Source organism: Bacteroides sp. Phil13, from assembly GCF_001940965.1.
In the GTDB taxonomy this organism is placed as follows: domain Bacteria; phylum Bacteroidota; class Bacteroidia; order Bacteroidales; family Bacteroidaceae; genus Bacteroides; species Bacteroides intestinalis.
The window spans coordinates 53351-71878 of record NZ_MSHA01000032.1 but is presented as its reverse complement, the minus strand read 5'-3'; the positions used below and the strand labels follow the sequence as shown (position 1 = coordinate 71878).

Here is an 18528-nt window from a genome sequence, read left to right as displayed (position 1 = left end):
GTGCATTTTCCATGGCAATTGATTTATGGGTTAATACTCGGTTATTTCAATTGCAAAAGTACCGGGAAGACGACTCTGAGTAGGGGTCAGCTTGTTGCTTTTTAGGGTACATTTCGTTGTTTTCAAAGGAAAAATACACAGTAGGCAAGGGGTTTACCTGAATCTTGCCAGTTAACTGGCAAAAACCGACATTCAATAAGATACGACTAATTACACTAATCGGAAAAGAAAGGAATAAAAGAGTGATAAGGCGGTAAGGTGATAGGGTGATAAAGTGGCTGCACTATATATCACAGAGCGTTATCTCGCTATCACTTTATCACCCTATCACCTTATCACATTTTGCTCATAACCCGAAAGTTATGAATCAACTCTCCCCAGTTATATTAGTCTTATACTGCGAAGGCGTTACACCAAACGCCTGTTTGAAGTACTTTGTGAAATATTTAGGAGTATTGAAACCAACCATATCGGCCACTTCACCTACCTGATATCCTTTATTCAGCAATTGAGCAGCATGCTTCAAACGAATGGAACGGATAAAATCAGAAGGAGTCTGGCCGGCAATAGCATTCAATTTACGATATAGTACCGTACGCTCCATCCCAACATCAGCACTCAGCTTCTCTACTGAATATTCGGGATTATCTATATTCTTTTGAATCAATGCGCAAACCTTCTCTATAAACTGTTCATCAATAGAAGTGATGGTAACCTCTCCCGGATTAATATTTATTCCCTGTGAAAAAGATCTCTGACGGGCTTTCTCTTCGTTTATCAGTTTCTGTATTCTCAATAACAGAATATCCAGATTAAACGGTTTGGATATATATTCATCCGCACCGGATTCGTACCCGAACAATTTACTTTCGTCCGTAGAACGGGCAGTCAGTAATATGACAGGGATATGCGACACCTGTATATTGGACTTGATGCGTTTACATAACTCCAGACCATCCACCTTCGGCATCATGATATCACTGATTATCAAATCGGGAAACTTTGTAGTAGCAATCCGTTCTCCTTCTTCCCCATCACCGGCTTCCAATACATTGTATTTCTTGGAAAGCAGTTCAAACATGTAATGCCGGAATTCTTTATTATCTTCAACCAGAAGTATAGTGTACTCTTTATCCGTTTGCAGGTCCTGATCACTTTCCACATCAGGATTCAATTCATCCCCGATGAAAGTATTTTCCTCTTTCGGTAACTCCGTATCCACTTCTATATCAGTACGCACAGGTAGATATACAGTAAACAAACTGCCTTTATTTACTTCACTCTCCACTTCTATCTTTCCGGAATGCAACTCTACATACTCTTTCACCAGATGAAGACCGATTCCACTACCTATTTTATCTTCTTCCTCTTTCACTTGATAGAAACGCTCAAAAATATGGGAAAGGTTCTTTCGAGGAATCCCTGCTCCGGTATCTTTCACGGAAAGACGGAAGTACTGTACCCCGTCCGGTTCCTTACAAGTATCGAGAGTTATCGTCACCATACCTCCTGCAGGTGTGAACTTGAATGCATTAGACAATAGATTATTCAGTACCTTTTGTATCTTCTCACGGTCGAAACTTATATATAAATCTTCTGCAATCTTATCATCTATCTCAAAAGAAATCTCCTTTTCCTGAGCCAGATAATCAAAAGAGGATTTTATCGAAGACACAAACTCCGCTATATTCCCCTTAACAAGAAACAGCTTCTCTCCATGAACCTCCAAACGCCTGAAGTCCAACAATTGATTGACGAGGTCCAACAGTTCTTTGGAATTACGGTAAATGGATTGTAATCTCTTTTTCAGGGCTATGTCGCCGACTTCCTTAATAAGAGATTCCAATGGGGTTATGATCAGAGTCAGCGGTGTGCGGAATTCATGGCTTATATTGGTAAAGAAGCGAAATTTCATTTGATTCAGTTCTTCTTCCTGAGCTTTTTGCAACTTCCTCTTATTCATTCGCAAATAACTGTAAAGAGCCCAATATATGGAAAGGGCAATCAACAGGCAATAAATGAAATAAGCCAAAGGAGTTTTCCAATACGGGTCCTTTACAATGATTTGTATAGTTGCACAGTTACTTCCCCACTGCTTACTGTTGTTTGCCGCATATACTTCCAGATCATACGTACCCGAAGGAAGATTGGCATAAGAGGCAGTTCCTGTCCCTGTAGGAGAAACTATTTCGTGCCACTCCTTATCCAACCCCGTCAGCCGGTAGCGATAGTGAGTCTGTGATCTATTGATATAGTTCAGTGCAGAGAAATCAAATGATACAAAGTTCTGGTCATAATTCAAGATAATCTTTTGAGTTGCGCTTACAGGCTCGCTCAATAGTACATTGCCATCATAAGCCTTATCCATCTCCACCTTTTTCCCGAAAAGATGAAAGTTCACGAAGAGAGGTTTCATATCTTGTTTCACCGGAGGCAGTTTATTAATTCGGAATTCGTTGAAACCATCAATTCCTCCCATCAGAATTACATCATCCTTCGTTACATATACGGATCTTTCCAAGAATTCCCGTTCTATCACTCCATCACTATGATTAAAGTTGGAAAAAGAGTATTCTGTTCTTCCTCCTTCCTGAACTACATTCACACAAGATATTCCATAAGAAGTAGTAATCCACATCACGTGGTGACGATCTTCGGATATTGCCTGTATACTATTGTTTACCAAACCGTTTTCCATATAAAACATCCTGATCTCTTCATTCTTCGGATTCCAGACTATCAGGCCATCCTGTGTGGCAAGCCAAATCAAATTACGGCTATCTACATACAGATCGGAATAATGATGAAGATCGTAGAAATCTTGCCAGGCCTTTTTATCTTTAAACACCGGTGCCGTCAGAACCTGCTTTTTATAATCATAGGTAAACAATCCTAAATTGCAGATTCCTATCAGCATGCCCTCTTTATAATTCCTGATCTGCGAAACGGAGTTGATTTGTCGCCCTTCACTTTCCTCTATCTTCTTAAGTTCTCCAGTATCAGGATTCAAAAGACACAGGCCATCTATATATGAACAGATGTACAGGTTCTTATCCGGTGCTTCAAATACCTTTGCTACATCACGTACAGGATAACTTCTGCTCTTTCCATTCTGAATACAGAACAGTGCCTCAACCGATGAAAGCCATATCCGCTGCCGGCTATCTTTAGTTAACCCGTTACACCGTAAATTGCGGGGCAATCCTGCCTCAAAAGATAATTTGCTCTCAGATAAAGAGTACCGTAAAAGTCCCTGGCGGGTACCTACCAGGATTCCACCATGAGCATCTTCTACAAAACACGACACACTAACTTCCCCATTCTGATCAATATTAGGGAAAAACACTTTACCTACATTTTTAAATTTGAAACGATTAGGATGGTAATAGCATATTCCTCTGTCCAAAGTCCCGATCCAAGTTCCTCCCTGGTTATCATTAAAGACTGTACTGACTTCCGTTTTTATCTCTTTACCATCTACAAATTCCAGCGTAGGGATAAATTGTTTGTTTTGCAGTTTTTCGTCACACACCCACAGGCCAGCCTGACTAGTTATCCATATATCGTGCTCTTTGCCTACAGAAAGCACATTCAGCCTATATTCAGTTTCTAATATTACTTCCCACTTACGCAGTTCAATATCAAAACGTAAAGCTTCAGTCTTTCGTCCATTCATCAAATAGTACAAGTACTTTCCCCGGGGGACAACCAACAGAGTAGCAGACCTGTCCTGCTTTTCATCCAGTGCATATTCCCGATACAATTCTCTGGATGTTTCCAGATCATAACAGACCATGAGACTTGAATTGTAGAACAAAAAGACTTGTTGATTTACTACCGCTATATCCAAAAGCCTGTCACGTTCATCTCCGTTCATTGAAACATTCTTCAAAAACTCAACAGTCTTCCCACTGGCATAATCCCTGTACAGCAGTACATCATCATCCGTCAGCATCCAATAATTACCTGCCTCATCCACAAAGAAGTTCACCAACGCCCCCTTTACACCATAAGACTTAAACAGACTGTCCAAATGCTGTTCAAAGCGTTCTTCATTAATGTTGATGACCATCAGTTTATACCAGTCTTTGATATAAATATAATCCTCATTCACATAAATGCGATGGTGCCCGACATAGTCATTAAGAGGGATTATGTTACTTTTATTATAATGGAAATACTGAAAAGAAGTTCCATCGTAGATGCTGACGATCTCATTGGCATTGATTGCAATGCGCCCATCCCGCAACTGAATGATATTGCGTACTCTGTTGCCCGAAAGTCCGTCACTGCAATCGATGGGAGTAAACGCATAGTGATCTTGTGCATGAAGCGGGGAGTTAAGCAATAAGACAATAAACAGCAAAAGTCTTATCACTTTGATCGTTGACAATTTCATTGTTATGTTTTCCATATTAGATTATCAGTGATGCAAAGATATAGAAAAAATATATCTGATAAAGATTCCCATAAAAAGAAAACCGTCCCCTCCCCTCACGGGGGTGGAACGGCACAGTCAATAATACATGAAAAAACGCTATTTAGAGAGAGTCTCTACAAATTTGGCTTGTGGGGATGATCCTGTGGTTGGGGTGGTTCTTGTGGTTGGCACATTTCCTGCCACTTTGCATATTGTTCCGCCGTCAGGATTTTCTTGATTTTCTTTTCCTTCTTGGCAACAGCTTTCTGCATCTTCTCCACATTGTCCTTTTCCATTACAGGACGTTCACCTGGAGCTCCCATTGGCGGACGACCGCCTCCCATACCGGGGCCCATTCCACCATCCATTGGCGGGCGACCGCCGCCCATTCCAGGACCTCCTCCCATTGAAGGACGCTGGCCGCTTCCTCTTTCAGTCATGGTTGCAAAATGTTCTTGTTGTTCCTTCAGATTCAGCTTGTACAGCTTGTCATATTGCTTGTCTGTCAATTGCAGTTCTTCTTTCATCCGGTCCGTCATTTTACGGGCGACCTTTTTCGGTGAGGGAACTTCACGAGGCAATTGCTTCTTTTCCTGTTCCTGCGCTTGCGTACAGACCAGTCCACACAACAGACATACAGCTAATAACCATAATCTTCCGGTACTTTTCATTTTGCGTCATTTTTTTATTACGATGCAAATGTAAGGGAGAGAAAGAAGAGCTGAAAATAAAATCTACGAAAGGGGAAGTTTTGTCGACGGAATAGCCAAATAAGGAAACGCTATGTAATGAACTATCATCACAACATCATCATAAACCATTTGTCCTTAATGGTATATATATATCCGTCTTGCCACTATGAAGAAGACTTGTACAAGCCATAATTGAACCGAGAGGAGTTTTCATATCATGTATCATTTGATATGCAAAAAAGAGCAGGTATTGACATTCTACTCATGCAGAGAATCAGCACTAAGCCGTTGATTATTTCTTTTTGCCCAGTTGGTTTTGCATCCCCACAGTAAACACTACCGAGTATTAACCTTGGCTAACAAGCCTATCAACCAAGGTTAATCGGCTCGTCAACCAAGGTTGATAGGCTTGTTAACCAAGGTCAACACCCGACTACTCCTAAGGGAGAAGGAATATATCCCTGGCTCTCAAGAGAATAATCCCTGATATAAAACAAACAAATGCATCGTCCTGATATGGGTGACTGCGAAAGTGAGAGTAACTTGATCCAACTTTTTATTGAACCCCTGAGTTCATGGTAACTGAAAAACGATAGGTTCCGGACTGCAACGCAAGCGAGATAGCCTTTCCCTTCTGCGTGTACAAGCTAACTCCTTTCGCTTCTTTCCATATAGAATCTCCTTCTTTTAGGGTTTCCAAATCTATATCGGACAGCTTCAAAATAGCCGTAGTATTAGCAGGCACAGTAACTTCAAGATTCAGGACACCAGAATTCACCGCCCAGTTGGACTCTATATTCCCATACATCGAATTATAATGTGAACGAACCTGCTGAGACCCTTTCTCCGTAATCCAAGGTTCAATGATAAATTGTTTATATCCCGATTCCGTACGTCGAATACCTCCCAAGGCCTCAATAAACCAGCTTCCTATGTATAAATAAGAACTATGCAAAGCCGAGCCACGGCATTCCCAGTCTTCAAAGAATGTACCATTACCTTTTTCCAACATATTCCCCCAACCTGGAAAATCTTCTTTCATAGCCATCTCAAAAATCAAATCATCACGATGATTATCCAGTAAAGTATGCAACAGGAATGAACCGGCAGTTATCCCTCCCCAGAAATGCCCTTTACGATTTACAAGAATTTCCTGTTCAAGACGTTTCCAGACTTTGGTCCTCAGATTTTCAGGAGGCAGATCAACCATTAATGCAATGGCCAAATACGAAGGATAACCATTCACATAACTATTATTCCGGGAATCAAAGAAAGTCGTATGTACTGCTTTACGGATTTCTGAGGCTCGCTTCCTATAAGTAGCCGCCACAGTTTTATGGCCTAAAATATCGGCTATCCTTGCTGCTGTCTCCAAACTATAAATCCAATGGCAATTATTGAAAAAAAGCGTCTCACGTGTATCTCCAAGTGCTTTTCCTTGTTTTTCCATGGCTGATCGTTCCGACCATGCATCCGGCCAAAGCCAGTCTCCCAAGAAACTCCACTTGCCTCCCCAGCGTACCAACATATTATGCTGAGACTTCGTTTCTAAAAAATCAAGCCAGCGCTGGATTGTCGGAAAACTTTCCGAAAGGATGCGTATATCTCCATATTGCCGATAAAACTCCCACGGCAATGTGATACAGAATCCGCTCCAAGACGGACCTCCACCACCAATACGAGTAGGAGCTGTATAAGGAACATTACCATCTGCCTCTTGAACATCCCGCCAATCTTCCATCCATTTATTATAGAAAGCTCCCAATTGATAATTCCCCAAAGCCGTACGCGTGGTAGCCAAAGCATCTCCACCATAGCCACAGCGTTCACGATGCGGACAATCTACCACATAATTGCCTAAACTAAGGTTTTCCAAAGTCCATAAAGTGGTACGATAGATATTATTCAGTAAGGGAATATCGCATTCAAATCCACCGCTTCTGCGATAATCGGGACGAATCATCCAACCACGTATCTGGTCTGTTGTTGGCTTATAGCGCAAACCACTGATTTGTACCCAACGACCTGTCATATAATTAAAACGATTGCAGAAAGTTCCTTTCCGTTTAGGCCCCACTTTATAAATACTGTGTATGCCATAACTGCAAACATCCTTTTCCCTCTCGGAGAATTGGAATACGATTGAATCGCCAGGCTGGCCTTTAAGCTGCATTTCAAACCAACCGGCATAATTGACGCCCATATCAACTCTATAAACACCAGGAGTAATTTCCTGAATAGAGAGAGGAGTTATCTCTTGAATCAAACGATTAGGTTCCGTACGGTCTGAGGATACTACAACGTCGGTAGAATAGACCTTTGCCATAGCCCAACCGGAATCATCAAAATCCGGAGTATTCCACCCATCTTTTTCCAAAGCAGCATCATAACATTCTCCTTCAAAGTGATGCGCTTCCCAGTAACCTAACAAGGTATTGGGACTTGCATGGGTCTTCCAGGTATTATCCGAAACAATTCGTAACTTCTTCCCGGAAAATAATACGATCTCAGCTTGAGCCAGTGCCATCGGAATAGCCGGCCTGTCCTTCTGCTGATAAGCCGGAAAAACAGCCCAGGAAGTACCCAGCCACAAAGCAATAACATTAGTACCTTTTTTCAGATAGTTCTTAATATCATATGTCATGTAGCGGGCACGTGATTTATGATCCGTGACTGAAGGTGAAAGGACAGCGTCCCCTACTTTCCGACCATTGACATACAGTTCATGATAACCGATGGAAGCTACATAAATAACAGCATCCTGTGGAATATCCGACATATTAAATGTTTTACGGAACCAGGGATCTGCCATTACATTATTAACTTTCTTACCTCCCACACTCTGAGATTCCATTTCTGCACTGCCTATCCATTGTGCTACCCAATCAGCAGCAAATAGCCCCATACGCCAGTTTGCAGGAGTGCTCCACGCTGACCAGTGATTATGTTCGTCGGAGAAACGGACTTTCCAGAAACATCTTTGTCCTGCAGGCAAAGGTACTCCTCCATAAACAATATTCACCGACTCAGCAGAATTAACACAGCCGCTATCCCAAAGGTCCCCACGGTCTGCATCAAGCAAATCCCGGGAGCTTGCTACAAGAATCTGATAAGCAGTCTGCTTCCGTCCTCGTGCCGGAATAGTGGCTCCCATTTTCCAACTCAAACGAGGTTGCTGTATATCAATGCCTAAAGGATTACTAAGATATTCACATTGCAAATCAAAAGGTTGGAGAGTGGCAATATTCGTAAAAGCCGTACTACCAGTCAGTTCACCCTCCGGAAAAGCAATCTGCACTTCTCTGCCATTAAGAGAGAGACAAACCTTCTTCTGACTATAAAGCGGATCAGCAACCCAGATATCGTACCCTATTCCCTTCTGTTCAAGATAGACAATCACTTGTTTATCAGCAGCCAATGTAAGCCCCTCTCCCAAATCAATTGTTCCCGGATGATAAAAAACAACGGCGTATTGATGGTTCAACTTAACAGCCTGTACCACAGAACTATTTTGAATAATCTTATAATTCTGTGCAGCCGCAAATGTCCGGAACTCCTCTAAAGTTCTGTCAGGAACGACCATATACGCATATTTCCCCTCCTTAGCCTTTGTTCCATGACTGATCCAGAGATTAAATATATCAGCAGAAATCTTTTTCCCACTCCCACTGATATTAATATCCTTCCAAGCCCCGGTTTGTTTCGGACTACTGACAGTTACATCCCCCCCTGAAGGAAATAAATAACCTACTTTATCATGATATACCCAAGCCGGATTTTTGGCAGATGCATTTTCTTTGTAAACAGATGTAGTTACTCCCTCTTTGCCAACTACCATTTCGCGTTTAAAGAGACACTGATTAACAGTTGTAACCACTTCTTCGGGAGCATCTGACGCAATATCTGTCCCTAAACACAAAAGTACATCATCCATAAAAAAGTAAGCCTTTTTTGCCTTTACGCCCTTATAGCAATGCTCATAAGCAATGACTCCATTCTTGCCGTTACTTACCCCACCTCCAAACCGGTTTCTTCCGAACAGATATCCTTCAAGACGAGCAGAATCCGGATGTTGAACAGCCGTAGTGCCCGGTATTTTATTCCAATTCCATACAGGGAAGATACCTTCATATTCTTTCCCGGAAGTAAGGATATTCGTAGCACCAAGTGGCAGGTTATAACCTTTGAGGTTCTCATTATTAAGCATTTCAGTTCCATTGGTCCGGGTAGAAATCACCTTGGCAGAAAGATAATAGCCGGCACCATGCTGAACCATCATGTCCGATTTCCAAAAATACTTATTACCGAGAACAGGAAAGGGACCACCGGAAAGATGTTCCTTCCAGGCCGAATAATCAGCAGCACGACCAGGATCATTCTGCTCCATGTATTCCAGCGTGACAGGGGAAATATTACTCAGTCCCTCGGGACGTGATATATTACGGCCGATGGCACCAAAATCGAACGTTTCCCGATAGCCCAACAACCGATGCCCCCCCATCAGAAGATTGATAAATATATCTTTTTTCTCTTGTGTAAAATAAGGCTCAAAAGCAGTTCCTTTCACCAACTGCAAGTAATAGGCAATATCATCTACATACGATAAACCATACCCGCCGGAATATAATTGCGGACGATGCTGATGAAAACTGCCATCCACCTTAATACCTTCGTCACCTTGTTCCGGAACAATTTTAATAGTAGAGGCTATGGACTTGATTCCGGTTCGTATCAGCTCAATATTATCTTCAATACATCCCTTATGAATAGTAACGGCAGATACCCATGTACGATTTTTGCCTTTATGCCCTTTGTTCCCTGTCAAATCCCTCAGATAAGAAGAGTAATGCAACAGTTTCTTTTCACTAATTTTGCCTTTCAGCAGAATTAACGGAACCATGTAGTCCTGGGGAGCACCGATATCACCGAACCACCAGTTTCCGGATTTAGGACGTACTTTATACCAATAGTCGATACCAGCAACAATCTGTTTCAGCAGTTTTCCTGAATTATAATACTTATTTCCAGGTTTACGGTATGCAATAGCCATTGATTTCAATCGTTTCAAATGGGAGCCGGCCGGATAAAAAGAACCTTCGTGCACAGTTATATAATCCAGGTCCGGGAAACTTCCATCCGAACGTAATGCAGTCGCATAACCCGCTATGACGTCCTCATCTACTTTCGCTTCCAAATAGGAAGCGACCAGTCGTCCGGTCATTTCGTCCACTTCCTTCTGTGCATCTACTTGCACCTCTTTAGCCTCTGTCAGGGAGCAACACAGACAAAGCAAACAGAATATTAGTTTCAAGCGTTTCATAAACATACTCCTATTTATCCAGATACTTACCATCAGCTACTATCCCTGAGCTATGCACTGTACGAATAAATTTCGCATCAGCAGGAGCTGCTCCCTTGCACTGATTCAGTTCTGCTCCGACAACATCATCCAAAAAGAACAACGGACGTGCATCTGGTTTAGTCGCATCAAAACGTACATTATTGAACCTCATATTCCTGGCATGGCGCACATAAAAGCCTGCCGCCGGCAATGTATTACCAAACATTCTATTCTCAGGGTAGCTCTTTATCATCTCCGGAACGGACTTATTAATCATATCCAGAGTCCCTCCTCCCGGATAGCTGATTTGCACATTATTAATCGAAACATTCTCTACACAGCTCGTTTCCACACCGGTTATAGAACAAGCTATTAAGCTTTCGGCAGTTGCTACAATGTTGCTGATATTTATATTCTTCAGTACACCACCTTCTTTCCGGTAAGTGCGATTTCTGTCTCCCAAACGGATGAATATAGGAGTCTGGACATCGCGCATAGAAATATTGGAAACGGTGATGCCATCAATAATACCTCCATCAACCATTTCTATGGCAACACCCGAAATAACGGTAACATCGGCAGAAATATGCTCAAGCTGTTTACTCCAATGACGAATATTATCTTCTGCTGCTCGACGAACAACGCAATTGGAAACCGCGATATTCCGGTATCCTCCATGAGAAGCTGTACCGAATTTGATTGCATTGCAATTGCTCGCTGTTACACAATTCGTAACCGTTATGTTCTCGCAAAATTCCGGATGGTCACTCTTGAAACAAATAGCATCATCTTCCACATCAATGTAGCAATCGGATATAGTCGCATTCTTAGCATCTATATCAAGCCCGTCATTATTATAATTACAATGACTGAATACTTTCAAACCACGGATAGTTACATCTTCACATTTTTCATAATGCTGTACCCAATAGGCAGAATTACGGAGGGTGACATCGGTCACAACGATATCGCAGCACTCTACAAAATAGATTATCTTAGGGCGCTTCGGTCCGCCATCCGCATCATTGCCAAATTGAAAAGCTTTATCTCCGCCTTGTCCGTCAATTGTTCCTAATCCAGTAATCGAGATGTTCTTCTGTCCACGTGCAAACAAAAGCCCGGAAGACTGATTCATTGTACCGTCCTTGAATGGAAAAGCATGATCATAATCCGACAAACGTGTACTTCCCAACAATAAAGTGCCAAAATCCAGATGAAGGTTCACATTTGATTTCAGTTCAATAGGGCGTATCAAATAAGATCCGGATGGTATCAAGACGGTTCCTCCTCCTTTCTTCGAACATTCATCTACGGCCTTCTGTATAATAATTGTATTATCCGTTACACCGTCTCCTTTAGCTCCACGTTTAGTCACATCAATTGTTCCAGCTATAAGAGAAGATGAAAATAGCAAAGATACTACAAGCAAGACTATATTACATTTATTCATCATGATATCATTGTTTTAGGGTTTATCATTTAAGGATTTGTATCGGCACAACGCCTCTACATAGTAATAATCAGCATAGGTTAAAGGCACATCTACTTCCGTACCGGAAGGAATATTGCCTACCGAATGTTTCAGGATGAATCCTCCGTTAGTTCCTTCCTCTGCCGTATACGCCGGTGAGGATAATGTCTGGAGCATTTTTTCGGCTGCCTTATAATACTTCTCAGCCTGTTCTCCGGATACATACTGAGACAATTCCAGCAGTCCGGAACAGTTAATAGCTGCAGCAGAGGCATCACGCAAGGCATTCGGTATATCAGGAGCATTATAGTCCCAGTAAGGAATCAGGTCTTTCGGCATATTAGGATGATTCAACGTAAATTCTGCTATCTTTATGGCTTGCTCAAGGTATTTCCGGTCTTTCGTAAAACGGTACATCATTGTATAGCCATATAATCCCCAAGCTTGTCCACGAGCCCAAGCTGACTTTTCGGAAAAGCCCTGTCCACCTTGGTAATGCTTTATTTCACCGGTTGCCGGGTTATAATTCAGTCCATGATAAAGACTATTGTCTGCCCGGAAATGATTCTTCAAAGTTGTATCGGCATGTTTCACAGCAATATCATAGAATGTACTGTCTCCTGTGGCTTGAGTAGCCCAGAAAAGCAATTCCAGATTCATCATATTATCAATGATAACGACATAGTCATCCGGCTTGCGATTATGGGATTTAATACAGCCTACCACCGGACTGAAACGGGAAATCAACGAACGGGCGCTGTTCACCATAATATCTTTATACTCAGGTTTCGGAGCAACGCGGTTTGCATTGCCATAACTGCAATACATCATAAAACCGACGTCATGTGTATTCACGTTGTATTGTTCCGGTTCCAGCAACTTCAACATACGTACTCCTTCAGCATATAACTCCTTGTTTCCTGTATCCTCGTACAGATAGAACAGAGTTCCGGGATAAAAGCCACTGCACCACCATTCCGAATTACTGGTTTTCAAGCGTTGCATGTGTTTGTCATACGTTTTAGGAAACTGGTTGCTTCCTTGCAGTTCGCTCCTCATATAGAGATACTGACGAGCAGCCTGCTCTAACGCCTTATCAACTTTTACCTTACCCTTGGCGAATAAGTCGCCGGAGGGAAAAAAACTAATTAGAATCGTAACAAACAATAATGTACTTTTTTTCATGGTTATATTTTAAATTCATATTCTATTGTTCCACTGCATCCGAGAAAGAAGCAACCTGCAATTTTTCGGCAAACTGCAACGAAGGTAGTTCAGTAGTCACTTTAAGCGTAACCGGTTTGCCAGGCAAAATATCCATATAATTGTCGGATATGAAATTGTCGATATCCTCTTGGAGCGACAGGAAAACGCCTCTTGCAAACACATCACAAGACAGAGTTACCTCATAACCTCCTTCAGTCGGTACAAAGTCTTTATTAATCCGGGCTACTGCATAATGCATATCCTTTTGCTTCGCCAAAAAATAATTATTAGTATACTCTGTTCCTGTCTTATCCTTATAAAAAACGTGTACAACGACGTCTTCTTTTTTCTCTCCATTCAATAACTCGTCCACAGCTTCCTTCCACACAACTGTACTTGTATTAGCCGGAACAGTTATCTGTTTCTTGAATTCTTTCACTACTCCGCTACCATCCAATCTGAACACACAGACCGTTAATTTACCAGAAGTGCTCTTTAGCCTATCTGATACCATATAAATCTGCAATATGTTTTCCTTTTCTATTGGCGATACCAGTAAGTCGGCGAAAGACTTTACCGTAAAATAATGCTGCGCCTTCCAACGTCCGTAATAGTCGCGGCTTGACCAGGATGCCACCGGCCAGCAATCGTTATGCTGCCATACCAATGACCCCATGCAATAGGGCATATCCCTCCGATGCGCCTCCATAGCCATTTTCATAGCATCAGCCTGTAAAAGCTGGCTCATATAGGTAAACGAACGGAAATCTTTCGGTTGACGGTATTCCGACAAAAGGAAATCATTGATACGCTTATTAGCTGCTGTTCCCCCTCGCTGATGCGACATCATGACTTCCGAAGTCAGCTCCCAATCTTCAGGCAAAGGTGCATACCGTTTGATTGACTCAAATTCCGGGAATGACTGAAAACCATACTCGCTGAAGAAACGGCTCCGCTCATGATTGAACTCAGAAAGAGGTTTCAATCCTTGCCAGACTTCCCAATAGTGCATATCCCCCACCGTATGATTGCGCGTTCCCTTATCATCAGAATAAGGAGATGACTTACGATAACAAGCACCCGGATGAAACTCTTCTACCACAGCCGGCAACGTCACAAAATACTGATCTTTGAATTGTTTCCATATAATATCCGAATAAGCAGGATTCTGTTTGTCATAGGTATTTTTCCAGTTCCAGTTGAACCAGGCATCGAGACATTCATTATTCCCACACCAAAGAGCTATACAACTGTGATTGCGCAAGCGTCGTACATTATCAATGGCTTCCCTGCGGATATTTTCCAGCAATTCACCCTCGGCAGGAAATACGCTACACGCAAACATAAAGTCCTGCCAAATTAAAATGCCGTATTTATCACACAAGTCATAAAAAATATCTTTCTCATAAACTCCGCCACCCCACACGCGTAGCATATTCATGTTTGCACTGACTGCATCCCGAATTGTTTTTTCATAAATGGAATCAGTAACACGTGTCAGAAAGTTATCACAAGGAATGTAATTCGCTCCTTTGGCAAACAAAGGTTTTCCATTTAGTTCAAAATAAAAACTTTCACCATATTTGTCAGGAGCCGTTATCACTTTCAATGAACGGATACCCAGTTTTTCCTCCGTAATATCTATTTGCTTACCATCCAGTTCCAGCGTCGTTGCAAAATTATACAAGAAAGGTTCGCCCAAACCGTTTGTCCACCATAACCGGGGCTTTTTCATGGTAAAAGATACCGGAATTTTATTCAAGCCTTTATTCAAACGAATCAATTTCCGGCACTCGGTACGATTGTCCGTATAATTAATTACAGCTACCTTTGCTTCTGTCTCCTTATCCGCCAAGACTTCCACCGTGACATCCACTACGGCCCTCTGGGCTGTCACCGACTGCTGGTTATAAAAGACATCATTAATACGAGCCTCATCCCATGCTTCCAGACTAACAGAACGCCAGATACCTGAAGTAACCAAACGAGGTCCCCAGTCCCAACCAAAATGATAACCCGCTTTACGAACAAACACTCCGACCTTGCGATTAAGCAATCCTCCATTCTCGGACTGGTCATTCGAACTGCGATACTGGAAAGGAACAGCTTCCCATTTCGGCATGGCTATCTTAATAGGAGAATGCAAATAAACCTGCAATTCATTGCCATGCTCCTTTAAGAGAGAACGGACATCCGCCTGCCATTCGCAAAACATATTATCAGCAGAAAGAATCTTCTTTCCGTTCAATGTCACATCAGCATAAGTATCCAGTCCCTCAAAATGTAGCACAATATTCTTCTTTGCAAGTAACTCAGGGGTTACCTCAAATGTCGTCCGGTAAATCCAGTCTTCTTTATCCACCCACTGTACACCACGCTCATTGAGCCTGTAGAAAGGGTCATCTATCAGTTTGTTATTCATCAGGTCTGTATGAACTGTTCCCGGAACAGTGGCTTCATACCAGTTAGTACCCCTCGCCTGCCGGAAGTTCCATCCTTCATGCAAGTACTGACGGACAGGCTGTGCATTGACTGCTGTAAACAAAAACAGCAGATTCAACAAAGCTACCCATGTTCTTGTCTTTACTTTCGTATTCATTTGTTTATTTGTTTACGATCTACATTCCATCCTTTCACTACTATCACCGGCTCTTCAGTTATCTTTTCAGCATTCGTTTCGATAACTACGGATTTACTCTCACCCGGCATCAAAGAAAAGAAATTATCCGTATAAAAAGAGGGGCGAATAGGTTTCAAATCCTGATTAAGGAACTGCAACTGATTGAAAAAGGCGATAGAACCAGACACATTCTTCACTGTAACATCTACGAAATACTTGCCTTCGCTCTTTCTTGTCTTATAAGAAGTATTCAATCTGGCCTTTTTCAACTGAGACAATGTTTCAAAGCCTGAAGAAGTAGGACCAGTCAGCGTTTCCTTACCTTCATACTTATCATTGGAACGCCAGTAGAAATTGGACGAGACTTCCTTGCCTTTCTCATCTTTCAATCTCAACTTAATGAAATGTACCTGTGAGATATCTCCAGGAAAGCGAATGGCCAATACATCATTTGCCACACCATCCGAAGGAAGGTCAACTTTTTCAGACTCTTCGAATACCTTTTTACTATTGATATCATAAACCTGAGCCACTACTGTATACCCTTTAAATTCCTGATAGAAATCATTCACCACCGACACCGTATTCTTTAGATAATCAAATTGTGCATGCAAAGGTTCCAACGCATTAGCTGTATGATAGAGTGAAGCCGTTGGTTCCAACGACCAATCCCACATGCGGGCACAGACCTGACGCACCGGACAATTATGATACCAGAATAGTAAACCGGAACAGAAACGGTCACCATAATCAAGTTTATTATAGTTCCATACTTCCCAAATGCTTTTTGAGTTCATGGCACCCACAAACTGGCCTTTTTGTGCAAACTCATCAATAGAAGAAGATTGCCCGTAATTATTAACCAAGTCAGTATACATGGTAGACATCAGATGGAATCCATTCCCATCCAGATAATCCCAAACCTCTTTATTAATAGGCCATAAATCTTTCTCGTCCATCATCTCCCGGAGAATTTCTACCGTAGGAAGTGTCGGAGCACCATATTCGGGGTTAAAACCATCTACACGGCTACCTCTCACAGAAGCAGTGTTTTCATAATGCTGCATGGGATTCACCTGTTTATATGGACTTCCATCATGCACACCTGCACATTCCGATTGCATCTGATAGCCACGTGTACCATCAAGTTGTTTCAGTAGTTCAGGTGTACCACTAACTTCGGAACTCTCATTCGAAGCTACATAATAGGCCAGAGCCGGATGATTACGGATACGTTTCACGGTAGATGCCACATTATTCAGATATACACTCTTATCCTGCGGATGGCGTGTATCGCCCGTCATCCAGAACTCCTGCCAGATCAATAATCCCAGTTCATCACAAAGTTGATAAAAATAATCAGACTCGGCTATGCCACCACCCCAGAAACGAACTAAGTTGATACCTGCCTGACGAGTATACCTCAACTCAGCATAGGTGCGTTCATCCGAAGTACGCAACATTCCCTCAGGAATCCAGTTTGTGCCACGAATAAAAATACGTTTACCGTTCACGTAAAATACACGCGATTTATCGGGAGTATTTGTATCAGAGGTAATCTCACGGATGCCAAATCGTGTCTTGACAGAATCACAAACTGCACCTTTTACGTTTACTGTCAATTTCAGTTCATACAAGTTCTGAGGACCTTTGTTGACCGGCCACCACAAGCGTGGATTACGGATAGTAAGTTGAGGAAACTCTTCCGGAGTGAAAGTCACCATTTTCTCCTCACCCCGCAATATACGGAAAGGTTTTTCCACTACAATATTCTCTCCCGTGATCTCTCCTCTGATCACTCCGCTGATCGTATCCATCGAATTAAGCGGATTAACCACTTCAACGGATATAGTTTCATGAGCTACATCATACCCCGGCTTTTGTAGTTCCGACTTCACAAACGGATGACGCAATGCCAATGTCCCTGTAGTATACATAGATATACTTTTCCAGATACCAGTATTACGGTCACGAATACCATCCATAAAGGTAAAATCCCATCCAACGCTCATAAGCATGGTAGTATTTAAGCCAATGTTTCCATTGCCTCCATTATGGAATTCACCTACAGCACCCCAAGGCTTTGGCATAGTAGTTCCCGGCACATCTACCGGATAAACCCTGACGGCAAGAACATTCTTATTACCTACTTTCACAAAGTCGGTTATATTAATGTAATCATTGACAAACATTCCATTGATTGTACTCAGCAAATTACCATTTACCCATACTTCTGCCCGATAATTGATACCATCAGGCTGCAACCATATATTTTTTCCTACGAAAGAAGCAGGGACTTCAAATTCCGTGCGGAACCAATAAGTATAAAACTCACGACCCACTTTTGAGATATCCGGTATCTTATTGGATTCTATTTTATTATTCAGCCCGTAATAGGGTTCAGGATACTTCTTATTATACACAAGAGAATTAAGCACCGTTCCCGGAACAATGGCCGGCAACCAGTTGCTCGTATTATACCCAAGTGATGAAATTTCCTCAGCCGATGCTTTCACGTCTCCCACTTTCATCATCTTCCAAGTATATTCTCCCTGATGCACTTCTTTCGAATCCAACCAGATTCTATCGGTTGTCTTTGCATAGTTTTTATCACTGCCCTGTGCGGAATATGAGAGAGACAGGAACAAAAGCAAAAAAATCAATAGTTTATTCATCTTATTCTTTATTTATTTTTTTCTGCAAGCAAATATAGCCAATGAGTTCTAAACGAGACGTGCGCATTCTTGCCAGATATAGATAGAAAAAGGGAAAATACAC

General features: G+C 42.0%; 7 protein-coding genes. All 7 read right to left on the bottom strand.

Annotated features, from left to right (window positions below; all coding sequences use genetic code 11):
• Positions 1–367: 367 nt before the first annotated feature.
• The gene (locus BWI44_RS05060) at positions 368–4414 is read right to left on the bottom strand and encodes a hybrid sensor histidine kinase/response regulator transcription factor (protein ID WP_286812063.1); all 4047 of its coding nucleotides are present in this window, start codon (positions 4412–4414) and stop codon (positions 368–370) included.
• Positions 4415–4554: 140 nt separating this feature from the next.
• Entirely contained in the window at positions 4555–5091 is a 537-nt protein-coding gene (locus tag BWI44_RS05055; protein ID WP_138293133.1) for a DUF4890 domain-containing protein, read from the bottom strand.
• A 577-nt stretch (positions 5092–5668) separates the two neighbouring features.
• The gene (locus BWI44_RS05050) at positions 5669–10432 is read right to left on the bottom strand and encodes a family 78 glycoside hydrolase catalytic domain (protein WP_286812062.1); all 4764 of its coding nucleotides are present in this window, start codon (positions 10430–10432) and stop codon (positions 5669–5671) included.
• A 10-nt stretch (positions 10433–10442) separates the two neighbouring features.
• Positions 10443–11906, bottom strand: a complete 1464-nt coding sequence (locus BWI44_RS05045; RefSeq protein ID WP_286812061.1) for a glycoside hydrolase family 28 protein — start codon at positions 11904–11906, stop codon at positions 10443–10445.
• 12 nt (positions 11907–11918) lie between these two features.
• Entirely contained in the window at positions 11919–13109 is a 1191-nt protein-coding gene (locus BWI44_RS05040; RefSeq protein WP_007661799.1) for a glycoside hydrolase family 88 protein, read from the bottom strand.
• Between the two features lie 22 nt (positions 13110–13131).
• Positions 13132–15729, bottom strand: coding sequence for a beta-mannosidase (locus BWI44_RS05035; RefSeq protein ID WP_286812060.1), 2598 nt, complete (start codon positions 15727–15729; stop codon positions 13132–13134).
• On the bottom strand, positions 15726–18425 hold the full coding sequence (locus tag BWI44_RS05030) for a glycoside hydrolase family 2 protein (RefSeq protein WP_286812059.1): 2700 nt from the start codon (positions 18423–18425) through the stop codon (positions 15726–15728). Before BWI44_RS05030 ends, BWI44_RS05035 begins: the two co-directional genes overlap by 4 nt.
• Positions 18426–18528: the final 103 nt, after the last annotated feature.